Consider the following 15,020-nt stretch of genomic DNA (forward strand, 5'->3'; position numbering starts at 1 on the left):
ATGTTAAATAGAAAAATATGAAAACAAAAATATTTAGCCTAATCACGATACTTGGTATTATGATGATGTGTGCGTGTAAAAAGGGAGGTTTTTTAGATCCCCAGGTTGAGCCACTTTCAGAAAATAATGTATTCTCAGATAGTACGATGACCTTTAATTTCTTGAATAACATCTACTGGAATACCGGACTGGATATCCACCATTATAGAAATACAATTGGTGGCGCAACAGGTGCTGGACCGGGTTCGAGCGATTGGAATGACAGCTTTGAAACCTTGAGTTCTAATGCAGCGAGTGGTTATAGCGGACAGAATGCCTTTCTTACCGGAACTTCCACCTCTTCAAGTCATCCCTTACTTGCAATGTGGAGCCTGATGTACCGCAAGATAAGGGCTGCGAATAAATTTATCGCAAATGCACCTAATTCACCTATATCCGCGCAACGAAAGAAAATCCTGATTGCCGAGGCTAGGTTCTTAAGGGCATTTTACTACCAGATGCTACTCCGGTATTATGGCGGCGTTCAATTAGTAGGGGATTTGGTTAGCGATGATTTTCCTGAATTTGAGTACAAGCGAAATAGCTATAAAGAATGTGTGGACTATGTTGCTGCTGAGTATGATAAGGCAGCAGTGGATCTGCCATCTGCAATAACGCTTGAAGCAATAAACTATGGTAGAGCGACTTCTGGTGCCTGTAAGGCGATGAAAGCGAGGCTGCTTATAACCGCAGCAAGTCCCCTTTTTAATGGTCAGCCAGCCAGTACAGATGGGGCAGTATTGCCATATATTGCGTATTCGGCCAGTTATGATGCTGCGCTCTGGCAGAAGGCTGCCGATGCTTGTAAAGCTGTACTTGACTTGCCTGAATATACATTGGTGATTGATAACAGTAACGCGAGTTATCCAGGTAATGGATTTTGGCGAATGTTTACCGATGGCCGTAAAAATTCTGAATTCATTTTTGCTTATAATTTAACCGGAGCAAAAGAACTCGAAACAGCATGGTTTCCCTGGTCTATTTCAGGAATTTCAAGTCTGACTTATATGAACCCCAGTGAAAATGTGGTAAATGCTTTCGGGATGGCTAACGGTAAGCTAATAAATGATAGCGGATCGGGTTATAATTCCTTAGACCCCTATAAAAATCGTGATCCAAGGTTTTACTATTCAATTGTTTATAATCAGGCGACCATGACCAGTAGAACAACTACTGCTTTAACTACGATAAACATTTATTCAGATGCCAATAATAATAAAGTTGGTGATGGGATTCAGCAATACTATACGAGGACAGGCTATTATACCAGGAAAATGTGTAATGATAGGGTACCTTTTGCCAGTTTAACGGTAAACCGTTCATTGCCGGTTATTCGTTTAGCAGAAGCTATATTGGGTTATGCGGAAGCTTTGAATGAGCTGGGGCAAACAGAGGCAGCGGTAAGCGAACTCAATAAAATCAGGAACCGGGCCGGAATTAGCCCCGGGTCTGATGGAAGATATGGTATTGCTGTGGGGGTTTCGCAAAGCCAGTTAAGAACTTTGATTAGAAATGAATACAGGGTCGAGTTTTACGGAGAAGGACATTGGTATTATGATACCCGGAGATGGAAAACTGCTGAACTCACTGAAAATGGGAGTTTACAGCTAACCAGGGGTAAACAGAATCCTGCAGGGAGTGCTTATCCGTTTAGCTATACGAGCGAAAATTACCTTAGCCTAACTTTTATTAAGCCGGCGATGTATTTTGTGCCAATTCCTTTGGCAGAAGTTTTAAAATCAAAGGGCTTATTGATTCAGAACCCTGGCTGGTAAAAATAAATTTAATTTAAAATGGGTTTAATTTGCTATTATCCCCCTTTATAAAAATTGAATGATGGAGGATTTTTAGTTGGTTTTTTTGATGCGCAATAGCCTGGTGCCTTAAAGGGTACCGGCTTAGCCTTTTTAATAGTTCAGGAACTAAAATTTAAATAATAATATGAAAGAATACCAAGAGAAATTTATGTGGTTGGGAATTAGGTTCGGGCTTATTGTCATGTTGATATATATACTGACAGCCGCTGCCTTGGCGCAGGTGAAAACAGATAGTATTCCGCTTAAATATGGCTCGCACCGGACCGGCAACAGGACAGATGCTGACATGGCGAGGTGGCGCAGTTACGGGCTGGGGCAGTTTATCCACTGGGGAGTTTATGCGCTGGCAGGAGGACATTGGGAGGGTAAAACTTATAATGGTGCAGCAGAGTGGATCCGTTCCTGGTCAGGAAACACTGCTCCGGAAAATTGGAAAGATACTTATGATAAGCTTTATAAACAGTTCAATCCAGTTGATTTTAATGCTGACTCCTGGGCATATCAGGCTAAGGAAATGGGGGCTAAATACGTAATTTTTACAACCAAGCATCACGATGGTTTTTGCCTATGGCCGAGTAAATACACGGATTACACTATTAAAAATACGCCCTATAAAAAGGATATCGTAAAGCAGGTAGTTGATGCTTATACCAAAGCAGGAATTGATGTGTACTTATATTTTTCGATCATTGATTGGAACCATAAAGGTTACAGATCGGCTGCTCCAAAAAATGCTGCCGACAGTGCCAGTTATAATGAATTTCTAAAATTTACCCGAAATCAACTGCTCGAGTTGCTAAAAAACTACCCACAGACAAAAGGGCTGTGGTTTGATGGCACATGGGATGCTGCCTGGGTGAAGCAAAGTAAGTTTGCCGATGATCTGGAAAAAGAATTACGCAGCCTTCATCCGGGCTTGATTATCGGCAGCCGCTTTCGTGCCGATGAGTTCGGAAAAAGACATTTCGATAGTAATGGTAAAATGATGGGTGATTACGAGCAAGGCTGGGAGCGGAAGTTACCGGACAGTGTTGGCGTGATGAAAGGAAGAGATTGGGATTGCGTGATGACGATTCCACCTAACCAATGGGGCTATAATTCGGATTGGAAATCATCTTATATTAAAAATGCTTACGATCTCACAGATATGTTGCTTCATGCGGTATCAATGAATGGAAATCTTGTGGTAAATTTTGGTCCCGATGGAAAAGGGAACATCCGAGAAGAGGAGTCGCAGACTGCAAAAGATCTTGGCAAATGGACCAGGTTAAACGGTGATGCGATTTATGGCGTCAGGTATTCAGGGCTGGCCAAACCGGACTTCGGTTATTACACCAGAAAGGGAGATAAACTATTCCTGACCGTGTTTAACAAACCAGTAGATAATTTGCTGCGTCTTCCTTTTCCGCGCAGCTTCAAGGATAAGCCTGCGATGGCCTTTCTAAATCATAACACGCTAACCATCAAGCAGGTAGATATGGGCATGAGCAACGATAAAAACGTTTATTACGATATCAGCTTGCCTAAGGATTTTGATGTAAAAGAGCCTTTCGTTATTGCTATTGACCTGAAAACAGAAAAAGGTAGTGCTAATGGCTTTGGAAATGCTAAAACATAAGCCTGCTATAGGCTAATTTGGTAATAAGCCTTTTACCAGCATGCCTTTTGAGCAAAGGCATGCTAATAACTTGAAGGATTAATGCCTTAGGATATAATCCTGAAAAATATAATTCACGGGTCGTAGAACTTGTGTGGGAAATGTTGCATTTAGTTTCATTTTTCTACCCATTTGCTTGCAATTTTCTACCTGTGAAGAATTCTCAAGATCGCATTTTTGAAATATAGATATCCCTTATTGAAATATGAACAAATTTATTACAGCACTAATATTCGTTTTTAGTGTTGCACAGGCAAAAGCCCAGAAACGCGAAATGGCATCTATTATTGACAGACAATTCCATCTTGCCCAAAAACAGTATAAAGTCCTTGCTGAGCACACGCCAGCAGATAGAATGCCTAAGACTTACTATGCGGCCAGCAATAAATGGGAAACAAGTAATACCCAGTGGTGGTGTAGTGGCTTTTTCCCGGGATCATTGCTTTATATTTATGAATATACCAAAGATACTTCAACTTTGGCAGAGGCAAAGAAGAGACTGAATGTTTTAGAGAAAGAAAAGCATTATACCGGTAATCATGACCTTGGTTTTATGATGTTTTGCAGTTTTGGCAATGCTTATCGTATTCTTAAAAATCCCGTTTATAAGCCAACAATTGATACCGCGGCCGCTTCTTTGGCTACAAGGTACCGTCCATATGCGAAAGTTATTCAATCATGGAATTCAAGCAAAACCTGGAAAGGTCCGGTAATTATCGATAATCTGATGAATCTTGAATTGCTGCTGTGGGTTACTGCGCATGGAGGCGATGAAAAATACAGGCAAATTGCCTTGAACCATGCTGATAATACAATGAAAAATCATTTCCGAGCTGATTTTAGTTCCTATCATGTAGTGGATTATGATATGTCGACTGGGGCGGTTTTGAAAAAAGCAACTGCACAGGGGGCCGCAGATAGTTCAGCCTGGAGCAGAGGGCAAGGCTGGGCACTATATGGTTATACCATGCTTTACCGGATGACGAAGGATAAGAAATACCTTGATCAGGCAAATCATATCGCAGCTTTCATTTTAAATAACTCCAATATGCCAGCAGATAAAATCCCTTATTGGGACTTTGATGCACCGGGCATTCCAAATACCTATAGAGATGCTTCTGCAGCTGCAGTCATAGCCTCTGCTTTATTGGAGCTTGGTCAGTATAACGACCCGTTGCTAAAGAAAAAATACGTTACGCTGGCAGAACAAATGATAAAATCGCTCTCATCTGATAAATATACTGCAAAGGCCGGAGAAAATGGTGGGTTTCTATTAATGCATAGCGCAGGTGCGGTCCCTTCAAAATCAGAAGTAGATGTTCCGCTCAGCTATGCAGATTATTATTACTTAGAAGCATTACAAAGATATAAACGCTGGTACTTATAGATATGAAAAGACGAAATTTTATAGAAGGAATTACATTAATGAGTTTGATTAGCACATTTAATCCCATTAAGACCTGGGCTGAGGGAAAGCAGGATCTGGACGCAACATCATTAAATGCCGGCAGTAGTGACCGCAAGTACTGGTATAAGCTATTGCATAAGATCTCTTCTCCTGTGATTTCGGCTCTTGCAGCCGGAACATTGAAGAAAAACATGCCCCTGGATACCTCGCCAAGTTTTGATAGCCGAAGTCCTAGTGTTTCTTATCTGGAGGCTGTGGGCAGGACTTATGCAGGTATAGCGCCATGGCTTGCCCTACCGGATGATGGCAGCGAAGAAGGTATTTTGAGAAAAGCATTTAGGGCTGAGGCGGTAAGGGGACTGGATAATTGTTTTGCTCCTGGTAGCGCTGATGCACTGAATTTTACGAAGGATTATCAGCCTATTGTGGATAGCGCGTACCTGGCTCATGCTTTCCTGCGTGCACCGAAGGCTTTGTGGGAGCCTTTGAAAACAGAGACAAAAAAAGCTATCACTGAGTCTTTTTGCTCATTAAGAAAACGTAAGCCTTTTGAGAATAATTGGTTGATATTTGGTTCGATTACGGAAGCATTTCTACTCTCAATTGGAGAAGATGTGGATTCAAAACGCCTTAGTGAAGGGGTAGATAAGTTAAACTCATGGTATAAAGGTGATGGTTGGTATGGTGATGGCCCTAAGCTCGCTTTTGATTATTACAATTCTTTTGTTATCCATCCAATGATGGTGGATACGCTAGCTGTGCTGCTTGAAAAAAAACAGATTGACAAAAACAAATACGAATTGGCCTTAAAGCGAATGCAGCGTTATGCCGTGGGACAGGAACGAATGATTTCGCCTGAAGGTACTTTTCCTCCAATCGGAAGATCAATTACTTATCGTACCGGTGCTTTTCAGGCATTGGCTCAAATCGCCTTAATGAAAAAACTTCCTGAGCAAATTAAACCAGCCCAGGTCCGGGCTGCCCTGACAAAGGTGAAACGGAATATGTACGAAAGCCGGGGATTGTTTGATGCAAATGGGTGGCTGCAGTTAGGTTTTTGTGGACACGATCCTGAAATTGCTGATTACTATACATCGACGGGAAGCCTCTATATGGCAACACTTTCATTTTTACCGCTAGGCTTACCTGAGCAAGATGAGTTTTGGTCAGCACCCGCCATGGACTGGACGGCTAAAAGTGCCTGGAGCGGGAATCATTTTGCCAAGGACTATCACGTGGAGTATTAGCAGTCAAAAAACTTTAAATCCATGCAAGATATTATTATGTTTAATGAATTGCCAACATTTGATAGTAAAGCATGAAATTAATCCATTAATATTATCTCCCCTTTAATATACGCAGTTGGGAATTCTATTGAGATGAGTTTTCATAAAATTTTATTTCGATTTAGATACTTTATTTAAACTATTGGTAATGAAAAAAATGTGCTTCACCTTTTTAGCTTTTGTAGCTACAGCTTCAGTTTTTGCACAAGAAAATGTAGCTGATGTCAAATGGTTTAAAGAAGCCAAGTTTGGATTATTTTTGCATTGGGGGCTATATTCCCAGACGGCAGGAGAGTGGAAGGGCAGGCCTGCAAAGGGTGGTGAACATTTTATGCTGCATGAGCGTATTCCTTTGAAGGAGTATGCTAAAATAGCTGATGACTTTAACCCAACTGAATTTAACGCAGATACATGGGTGAAGTTAGCAAAGTCGGCCGGAATGAAATACATCGTTTACACAGCAAAACATCATGATGGTTTTGCGATGTATGATTCGAAATCAAGTGATTATAATATCATTAGTAAAACCAAATTTAAAAGGGAACCACTAGCTGAACTGGCTGTAGCATGCAGAAAATATGGACTTAAACTGGGTATCTACTATTCGCTTGGAAGGGATTGGGAAGATCCGGACGTACCTACTAATTGGCCAACGAAAGGTGGAAGAAGCAATCTTTGGGATTATCCTAATGAAGATGCCAAAGACTTGAATAAATATTTTGAGCGTAAAGTAAAACCCCAGGTAAAGGAATTATTGACTAACTACGGGAAGGTAGCGATTATGTGGTTCGATACCTATGAACTTATCAATAAGAAACAAAGTGCTGAGCTCAGAAAAATGATCTATGATTTGCAGCCCGAATGTATTGTTAATAATAGAATTGGCGGGGGCTATGGTGATTTCAATATTACAGAGCAATCATTAACAAAATCATCTGATAAAGCTTGGGAGGCTTGTATTACGATAGGGAAAAATTGGATGTACAGTAAGTATGATACGGTATGGAAGAGTAATGAAATGCTGATAAGAAATTTGATCAACATAGTCGCTCATGATGGAAACCTGTTGCTGAATATCGGACCAATGGGCAATGGGAAGCTACCCGAATATGGCGTAAATAGTTTAAAAGGAATAGCGGGTTGGATGAGCGTTAATGGAGAGGCGATTACTGGTACGAAACCCTGGCAGGTTGCTTCTGAAAAACCTGATGATGATGCTTTAAATAAAGATATTGATAAGAACAAAAGTGAGCTTAAAGACGCAGAGTTTGATGGAACGCCAACGGAGTTAAGCCCGGATATTTATTTTACATCCAAGGGGAATGTACTGTATACCTTTCTTAGGAGCTGGAAGGCAGATACTTTTGTTATAAGTCCCCTGAAATCTTCCAATACGGTTATCAAAGATATTTCACTTTTGGGTTCGAAGGAAAAGGTGAAATTTGAATTAACGAGTGCAGGTTTGAAAGGACAATTGCCTAAAGACTACAGAAAAGTAAATGCAATACCGATTTATGTTTTAAAAATACAATTATAATGAAGTTCATATTGACTTGTCTTATCGTTTCAAATTGCTGTCTTGTTTGGTCACAAAAATCAGAAGTGATTATGCCAATGCCTAAACATCTGGTTTTAGGGACAAGTACATTTACGCTTAACGCACAAGCGACAATTTTTACACCTAATGAAAACCTGATAGATCAGGTTAATTACTTAAGGCAAGGCTTATTCGATTTGAAAAAAATAAACTTCATTCAGAGGGGTAGCCAAAAAGCTTCAATAATTTTGGCTCTGGACAAAAAAGCGGAAAGTAAAAATCCGGAAGCATACAAGCTTTCTATTAAACCGCAACAAATTTTAATTACAGCCCAGACACCAAATGGTGTATTCAATGGCATTCAATCTTTATTACAATTAGTAAAAGCGAATGCTAATAATGAAAACACAAAACTGCAAGTGCAGGAAATTAATGATGAACCGCTTTACCACTGGCGTGGTTTAATGCTCGATGAATCCAGACATTTTTTTGGTATAAATAAAATAAAGCAGCTCATAGACTGGATGGCGCTTTATAAGCTAAACCGTTTACACTGGCATTTAACTGATGAACCAGCCTGGCGTATTGAAATTAAAAAATATCCAAAGCTTACCTTAGTGGGTGGGATTGGTTCTTTTACAGATGCTTTTTTACCTGCCCAGTATTATAGGCAGGATCAGATCAAAGAAATTGTCAGCTATGCTAAAGCGCGGTTTATTGAGGTTATTCCTGAAATAGATATGCCAGGGCACGCTACAGCTGCAAATGCTGCATACCCCGAATATTCAGGCGGCGGGTCAAAGGAACATCCTGAATTTACCTTCAATCCTGGTAAGCCGCAGACTTATCAATACTTAACTGATATATTAAAGGAAACCCAGCTACTCTTTCCTGCTAATATACTTCACATAGGTGGCGATGAGGTAAGCTATGGTACCGACAAATGGCATACTGATACCGCTATTCTTTCACTTAAAAAACAGATGAAATTGAATACCGATCAGGGGGTTGAAAAATATTTTATGAGGCGTATGGCAGATTCGGTTTTTGCCCTCAATAGTAAGGTGTCGGCTTGGGATGAGGCACTAAGTGCTGATTTGCCGGTAGACAAGACTATCATTTTTTGGTGGCGGCATGATAAACCAGATCAGCTAAATCAATCATTGGATAAAGGTTATAAGACCGTGCTTTGCCCACGTTTACCATTTTATTTTGATTTTGTTCAGGATAGTACGCACAGGTACGGTCGTAAATGGGATAAAAAATACAATGATATATTATCCGTCTATCACTTTGACATAACTAAACTCGTAACCAATCCCAACAGCTTAAAGAATATCTTGGGTATTCAGGCAAATTTATGGACGGAAACCGCTCAGAGTGAGCAGCGCCTAGATTATCTGTTGTTTCCCAGGATTGCTGCCTTAGCTGAGCGAGCCTGGTCTAACCCGAGAAATAAAAACGATGAAGATTTTTTGGACAGACTAAAAATACATTTACCTTGGTACAAGAAGGCAGGATTAAATTTTTACAATCCATTTAATCCACCACAAACCAGTGAGCCGGTAGGTAAAAGTAAAATGATTCAGAATTTTAAGGATTAAAGAATTAAATGACGGTAAATCATCAGAAAACGCCCAATCCTTCTTTTTTATGGATCGACAAAACTCCACATTCATCTTTGGTGATCAAGAAAATCTTTGATTTCACGCTGATTAACCAATTGGGTTTCATTTTATAACTCAAATTAAACTGGTAACTTTGTTAAGGACATTGCGCCATATATGATCAACAAATATGGAATGAGCAGCAACGATGCATTTAATTTAGCGTGGGCAGGTATAGGGGCTACCTACAATGGTGCATCCAACGATACTACATTTGCAACCGCAGATGGACAAAGCTTAACCAAATCTGAAATATCTGCAAACATGGCGCCTTATGCATATGTTGGAAATGGATCAAAAGGATCGCCAAATTGTCCGAAATTAAATTATATTTATCCCCATGCCGGAGACAAAACCCGGCTGCACACTTTGGACCGGAATCCGGTGGCTACTATGCGGTTCTTCCCCAATTTTGGTGGTCAATAATTTTATTAATCAATACAATAGATGTATTTAACAGCCCTCAAATGCACATATGGAGGCTAATAATTATCCATTAAAATGATTTTGTTTTTCCAAGTCAAAAGGAAATCATTAACTTTTTTGAATGTGAAAATAACTGTGTATGCACCATAATAGCCATTCTGTCTGTTTAGTAAATGAGAATTTTCAGAATACAAAACCACCAAAATTGGGGAAGAACCACTATGCCTGAAATCCCCAATCAGTTTTAAAAATATTTTTTATCTTAGCTCCTGAGAGCGTTAATTAGATAAAGGGTATAGATGCAAATCTATGCCTTTTTTCATTTCTCCTTTTTGGCAACAATCTTGGATAGCATCCCTTTAAAAATAAAATAATGGAAGGGGAGCATCGCTATCCAATACAAACGGCCACTGATCCCAAGTGGACGGAATGTAGCGGTTTGGTGCACCACATTTTCTTCATCGATACAAAACTCCAGCCAGGCCTCACCAGGAAGCTTCATTTCTGCATAAAGCAACAACCTGCGCTGCTGCCGGGAAGATAAAATCACCCGCCAAAAGTCCAGCGCTTCGCCGGCGGATAATTGCGCTGCATTTTTGCGGCCCCGTCGCAAACCCACGCCACCAAATAACCTATCCAGAAATCCCCTAAAGCCCCAAAGCCAGTCTGCATAATACCAACCATTTTTCCCACCAATCGCAAAAATCCTGTCCAGCGCCAGCTCCACATCACTCGCCTCGATGGCTTGCTTATCCTGAAATACCCCAAATTTGGGCACTTCAATGTGCGCTGATAATCCTTTAGCAAAGATCCGGTTATCGCCCGCATCATCCCACCGGGAGAGCACCAGGTTCTGTTCAATCTTTTCAAAAGCCATCCCAATTGCCTTTTTGTAAGGAATCAGTGAAATGCCCAGCTCATCATGCAGAGCATTCTGCTCCGGCACCACATCCACCTTCATACTATCCACTAAATTTCTGGCCAGCGAGTAAGTAGTCGAAGTCACAAAATAAAGCCAATAGGAGGATAGCCTGGGCGTAAAAACCGGTACAATAATGATTTTGCGCTTAAGTCCCCTAACTAGCGCAAATTGCTCGAGCATTTGCTTATAGGTCAATAAATCCGGACCATAGATATCATAATGCTTCCCAAAAGTATCCTGCTTATCGAGCACCCCGGTCAAAAATTCCATTACGTTTCGGATGGCTATAGGCTGGCACCTTGTTTCTAACCATTTCGGGGCAACCATCACGGGCAGCTTTTCCACCAAGTCCCTGATAATCTCAAAAGAAGAACTTCCTGAGCCGATGATAATTCCTGCCCGCAATACCGTTAGGGGCACTGTTGAGGAATTCAATTGCTCTTCTACCGCCTTACGGCTTTCCAGGTGTTTGCTTAATTTGCTTTCGTTAATAATCCCCGAGAGGTAAATCAACTGCCTGCAGGAACTCCCGTCCAGAAAAGACACAAAATTCTTAGCAGATTCGAGTTCACTTTTACTAAAATCTCCCCCGGTACTCATCGAATGCACCAGATAATAAGCCGCGTCAATATCTAATGGCAAAGCAGCCAGCGAACTGGTCTTGAGTAGATCCGCTTCCACCACTTCCACCTTTCCCGGTTTAAAGGCCGAAATATCCAGCCGCGCTTTATCCCGGACTAAACACACCAGCGTATGGCCCATTTCAATCAAAACCGGCATCAGTCGCCTGCCGATATACCCGGTAGCTCCAGTCAATAGAATCTTCATACTTACCCAACAATTCTGTGCCCCTTTTGTTATTAACAAATCCAATGAAAGGCGTCAAAAAATCCAACCTGCCAGCCAAAATTTGCCCGATTTGCGACAAACCATTTTCCTGGCGGAAAAAATGGGAAAAAGACTGGGTAAATGTCATTTATTGCAGCGAGCGTTGCAGACGCAGTTCCAAAACCAACGATAGCAATAAAGCTATTTGAAATTCCTTGCTGGTGGTATCGCTCCATCTTCCACTACCGTCCTGACCTGGGTCCGTTTATTCTCCACGGGAAAAGGACTGCGCTCATCCGACCTCGACAGCGTCAGTAGGGGCAAATCCGGATTTTCGCTAGCGGTCAATCCCCGCATTAACTTCGTCAAATCAAAACATTTCTGTACGATCACATGCACCACTTCACCTTCTTTCTGGAGTTTTCCTTCTACCATGAGTAACCTAGCCCCTAAAATCTCTTTTCGGTACTTTTCAAACAGGTGCTGAAAAACCACCAGGTTCGCTACCCCGGATTCATCCTCAATGGTAATAAAACAGACCCCACCAGCGGTTCCCGGTCGCTGGCGAACCAATACCAGTCCAGCCACTTTCACTAGTCTACCATCCCAGGATTCAGCTGCTTCTTTAGTCGATAAGACCTTAAGCAAAGACAATTTCTCCCGCACAAAACTCACCGGATGCGCTTTTAACGATAGGGCAGTAGTGGCATAATCCTGCACCACGTGTTCAGATTCACGCATCAGCGGCAGCGATATCTGCGGTTCCAGTTTTGTTTCAGAGACCTGCTTTTCAAACAGCGCTACCGGCCGGTCTGACAGCGCTGATACTTCCCACAAAGCTTGCCTGCGGTCCAGTCCAAGCGACCGAAACGCATCCGCATCGGCCAGCCGCTCCAGCGTATTTTGCGAAACGCCCTCGTCCATCAGCTCAGGAATGGTTTTATAACCCTGGCCACGGCCAGCCACCAAACCATTCATTTCCGCTTCCGCAATCCCCTTGATCTGCCGGAAGCCCAGGCGCATCGCATGGTACTTTCCTGAAACCTCTTCCAATATATTATCCCAAAAAGAAAAATTCACATCAATCTCCCGCACTTCCACGCCATGGTTCCGTGCATCAATCACAATTTGCGCCGGTTGGTAAAAGCCCATGGGCATACTGTTTAAAAGTCCGCAGGCAAATACATCCGGATAATAACACTTCAGCCAGCAGGATACATAAACCAAAAGTGCGAAACTAGCCGCATGGCTTTCGGGAAAACCATAACTCCCGAATCCTTCCAGCTGCCGGAAGATCCGCTTGGCAAAATCCTCAGTATATCCCCGCTCCAGCATCCCATCAATGAGTTTCTTTTCAAACTGGTTTACCAGACCCTTAAACTTAAAGGTGGCCATGCTTCGCCGCAAAGCATCCGCTTCAGCCGGAGAAAAGCCAGCGGCCACAATGGCAATCTTCATCGCCTGCTCCTGGAATAGCGGCACGCCCAGCGTGCGTCCTAAAATCTCTTTTAACTCAGGCGAAGGATATTCCACTGGTTCCTCCTCATTACGTCTGCGCAAATAGGGATGCACCATGTCCCCCTGTATCGGCCCCGGACGCACAATAGCGACTTCAATCACCAGATCATAAAAACAGCTCGGGCGCAGGCGAGGCAGCATTGACTGCTGCGCCCGGCTTTCGATTTGGAACACCCCGATGGTATCGGCATGGGATATCATCTCATACACCTTGGGGTCATCCCGCTCGTTAATTTTAGCCAAGCTCAAATCCAGCCCATAATGCAAGCTCGCTAAATCGAACGATTTACGGATACAGGTAAGCATGCCCAGCGCCAGTACATCAATTTTTAAAAAACCCAGTGCATCGATATCATCCTTATTCCATTCAATATTCGTCCGGTCCACCATTCTGGCATTCAGGATCGGGCATAGATCAGTAAGCTTACCACGGGTAATTACAAAGCCGCCGGTATGCTGGCCCAGTTGCCTCGGAAAGCCCATCATTTGCCCGGTCAGTTTCAATACTTTCCGCAGGTGCGGATCATCCGGATTTAGGCCAGCCTCCCTGATCCGTGCCTCCTCGAACCATTCATCGGTAAACTCCCAAATTGCAGAAGAGAGTTTACCTACCGTATCTGCTGACAATCCCATCGCTTTGCCCACATCCCGCAAAGCCCCTTTCTGGTGCTGCTGGGTAACGGTGGCCACAATTGCTGCCCGGTCACGGCCATATTTGGAATAGATGTACTGGATCACTTCTTCCCGGCGTTCATGCTCAAAGTCCACGTCAATATCCGGCGGCTCATTTCTAGCTGAAGAAATAAAACGCTCAAAAAGCAAATCAAACTTAATCGGGTTAACAGAAGTAATCCCTAAACAGTAACAGACCGTTGAATTGGCCGCAGAACCTCGGCCCTGGCATAAGATGCCCTTAGACCTTGCGAAGCGCACAATATCATAGACCGTTAAAAAGTAGGAAGCATAATTCATCTCCTCCATGAATTTTAACTCATAGCTAATATTGGCCGAAATCTTTTCCGGAATGTCCTCCCCAAACATTTCCCTCGCGCCCTGCCAGCTCAGGTAAGTCAGTTCATCCTGGGGCGTACGACCTTCGGTCGTAATTTCTTTCGGGTACACATATTCCAGGCTATCGAGTGAAAAGCTGCATAAATCCGCCAGCCGGCTACTGTTTAAAATCGCTTCGGGATAGGCGCGGAACAATCGCTCCATTTCCACCGAGTCCTTTAAATGCCGCTCGGCATTTTCCAGCAGTAGCAGCCCGGCATTCTGGATCGTGCATTTTTCCCGGGTACAGGTCAGAATATCCTGAAGTTCACGCCTCGATGGATGATGGTAATGCACATCATTGCTCGCCACCATCGGAATGCCTAAAGAAACAGATAGCTGATTCAATCGAAAGAGCTTCTTATGATCATCCCCGCTATAGCTCCGTGTAGCCGCTAAATAAAGGTGCCCCTTTAAAACTGATGCATATTCGCCTAAAGCTGATTTAAAGCCTTCCTCAAAATCAAAGAGCTCGTTTAAAGCCTCCGGCGGAACCACCATAAACTCCATTCCCGAAGCATAGGAAAATACATCCGCCTTATATAAATGACAAGTCCCTTTTTCCGCCCGCATGTTCCCTAAAGAAAGTAAAGCGGAAAGTCGGCCGTAGGCCTGCTTATCCCTTGGGTAAGCGAGAAGGGAAGGCCCGTCCATCAAATCCAGCCGGCAGGCTGGAATAATGGACATACCCGCATGGTTCCTGGCTGCCACATGTGCCCGCACGATGCCGGCTAGGGTATTCCGGTCGGTGATCGCAATACGTGAATAACCCATTAAAGCTGCCTGGTCCACCAATTCTTCCGGATGCGAAGCGCCACGAAGAAAACTAAAATTGCTGGTGACCTGTAATTCTGTATAACCCATA

10 protein-coding genes are annotated in these 15,020 nt (G+C 42.8%); 8 read left to right on the forward strand and 2 right to left on the reverse strand.

What is annotated here, in order from left to right; translation table 11 throughout:
- Window positions 1–17: 17 nt before the first annotated feature.
- The 7 genes from R2R71_RS13300 to R2R71_RS13330 all read left to right on the forward strand — a co-directional run bounded on the left by R2R71_RS13300 (window position 18) and on the right by R2R71_RS13330 (window position 9,837).
- Window positions 18–1,814: a RagB/SusD family nutrient uptake outer membrane protein gene (locus R2R71_RS13300; RefSeq protein ID WP_316831761.1), complete on the forward strand. Its 1,797-nt coding sequence runs from the start codon at window positions 18–20 to the stop codon at window positions 1,812–1,814.
- A 166-nt stretch (window positions 1,815–1,980) separates the two neighbouring features.
- The gene (locus R2R71_RS13305; protein ID WP_316831762.1) at window positions 1,981–3,474 is read left to right on the forward strand and encodes an alpha-L-fucosidase; all 1,494 of its coding nucleotides are present in this window, start codon (window positions 1,981–1,983) and stop codon (window positions 3,472–3,474) included.
- Window positions 3,475–3,718: 244 nt separating this feature from the next.
- On the forward strand, window positions 3,719–4,900 hold the full coding sequence (locus R2R71_RS13310) for a glycoside hydrolase family 88 protein (RefSeq protein WP_316831763.1): 1,182 nt from the start codon (window positions 3,719–3,721) through the stop codon (window positions 4,898–4,900).
- A gap of 2 nt (window positions 4,901–4,902) precedes the next feature.
- Window positions 4,903–6,168 carry a DUF2264 domain-containing protein gene (locus tag R2R71_RS13315; RefSeq protein WP_316831764.1) on the forward strand — a complete coding sequence of 422 codons (1,266 nt, stop codon included), beginning with the start codon at window positions 4,903–4,905 and terminating at the stop codon, window positions 6,166–6,168.
- A gap of 187 nt (window positions 6,169–6,355) precedes the next feature.
- Window positions 6,356–7,744: an alpha-L-fucosidase gene (locus R2R71_RS13320; RefSeq protein ID WP_316831765.1), complete on the forward strand. Its 1,389-nt coding sequence runs from the start codon at window positions 6,356–6,358 to the stop codon at window positions 7,742–7,744.
- Window positions 7,744–9,348 (forward strand): beta-N-acetylhexosaminidase, encoded by a 1,605-nt coding sequence (locus R2R71_RS13325; RefSeq protein WP_316831766.1) that lies wholly within the window; start codon window positions 7,744–7,746, stop codon window positions 9,346–9,348. The genes R2R71_RS13320 and R2R71_RS13325 overlap by 1 nt, the downstream gene beginning before the upstream one ends.
- Before the next feature lie 198 nt (window positions 9,349–9,546).
- The gene (locus R2R71_RS13330) at window positions 9,547–9,837 is read left to right on the forward strand and encodes a hypothetical protein (protein WP_316831767.1); all 291 of its coding nucleotides are present in this window, start codon (window positions 9,547–9,549) and stop codon (window positions 9,835–9,837) included.
- Between the two features lie 319 nt (window positions 9,838–10,156).
- On the opposite strand, the gene R2R71_RS13335 is transcribed toward R2R71_RS13330, so the two are convergent.
- The gene (locus R2R71_RS13335; protein WP_316831768.1) at window positions 10,157–11,587 is read right to left on the reverse strand and encodes an SDR family oxidoreductase; all 1,431 of its coding nucleotides are present in this window, start codon (window positions 11,585–11,587) and stop codon (window positions 10,157–10,159) included.
- A 44-nt stretch (window positions 11,588–11,631) separates the two neighbouring features.
- Here R2R71_RS13335 and R2R71_RS13340 point away from each other — a divergent pair, with 44 nt between their 5' ends.
- Window positions 11,632–11,796 carry a DUF2256 domain-containing protein gene (locus tag R2R71_RS13340; RefSeq protein ID WP_316831769.1) on the forward strand — a complete coding sequence of 55 codons (165 nt, stop codon included), beginning with the start codon at window positions 11,632–11,634 and terminating at the stop codon, window positions 11,794–11,796.
- Here the strand turns inward: R2R71_RS13340 and R2R71_RS13345 are convergent.
- Window positions 11,789–15,019: an error-prone DNA polymerase gene (locus tag R2R71_RS13345; protein WP_316831770.1), complete on the reverse strand. Its 3,231-nt coding sequence runs from the start codon at window positions 15,017–15,019 to the stop codon at window positions 11,789–11,791. The two genes, R2R71_RS13340 and R2R71_RS13345, sit on opposite strands and share 8 nt — an antisense overlap.
- Window position 15,020: the final 1 nt, after the last annotated feature.

It is taken from the genome of Pedobacter aquatilis, from assembly GCF_032678405.1.
In the GTDB taxonomy this organism is placed as follows: domain Bacteria; phylum Bacteroidota; class Bacteroidia; order Sphingobacteriales; family Sphingobacteriaceae; genus Pedobacter; species Pedobacter aquatilis_A.

What these genes read in the sequence shown, in the direction of transcription:
- R2R71_RS13300 (WP_316831761.1), top strand. Translation starts at nt 18, where the DNA reads ATGAAAACAAAAATATTTAGCCTAATCACGATACTTGGTATTATGATG.
- R2R71_RS13305 (WP_316831762.1), top strand. Translation starts at nt 1,981, where the DNA reads ATGAAAGAATACCAAGAGAAATTTATGTGGTTGGGAATTAGGTTCGGG.
- R2R71_RS13310 (WP_316831763.1), top strand. Translation starts at nt 3,719, where the DNA reads ATGAACAAATTTATTACAGCACTAATATTCGTTTTTAGTGTTGCACAG.
- R2R71_RS13315 (WP_316831764.1), top strand. Translation starts at nt 4,903, where the DNA reads ATGAAAAGACGAAATTTTATAGAAGGAATTACATTAATGAGTTTGATT.
- R2R71_RS13320 (WP_316831765.1), top strand. Translation starts at nt 6,356, where the DNA reads ATGAAAAAAATGTGCTTCACCTTTTTAGCTTTTGTAGCTACAGCTTCA.
- R2R71_RS13325 (WP_316831766.1), top strand. Translation starts at nt 7,744, where the DNA reads ATGAAGTTCATATTGACTTGTCTTATCGTTTCAAATTGCTGTCTTGTT.
- R2R71_RS13330 (WP_316831767.1), top strand. Translation starts at nt 9,547, where the DNA reads ATGAGCAGCAACGATGCATTTAATTTAGCGTGGGCAGGTATAGGGGCT.
- R2R71_RS13335 (WP_316831768.1), bottom strand. Translation starts at nt 11,587, where the DNA reads ATGAAGATTCTATTGACTGGAGCTACCGGGTATATCGGCAGGCGACTG.
- R2R71_RS13340 (WP_316831769.1), top strand. Translation starts at nt 11,632, where the DNA reads ATGAAAGGCGTCAAAAAATCCAACCTGCCAGCCAAAATTTGCCCGATT.
- R2R71_RS13345 (WP_316831770.1), bottom strand. Translation starts at nt 15,019, where the DNA reads ATGGGTTATACAGAATTACAGGTCACCAGCAATTTTAGTTTTCTTCGT.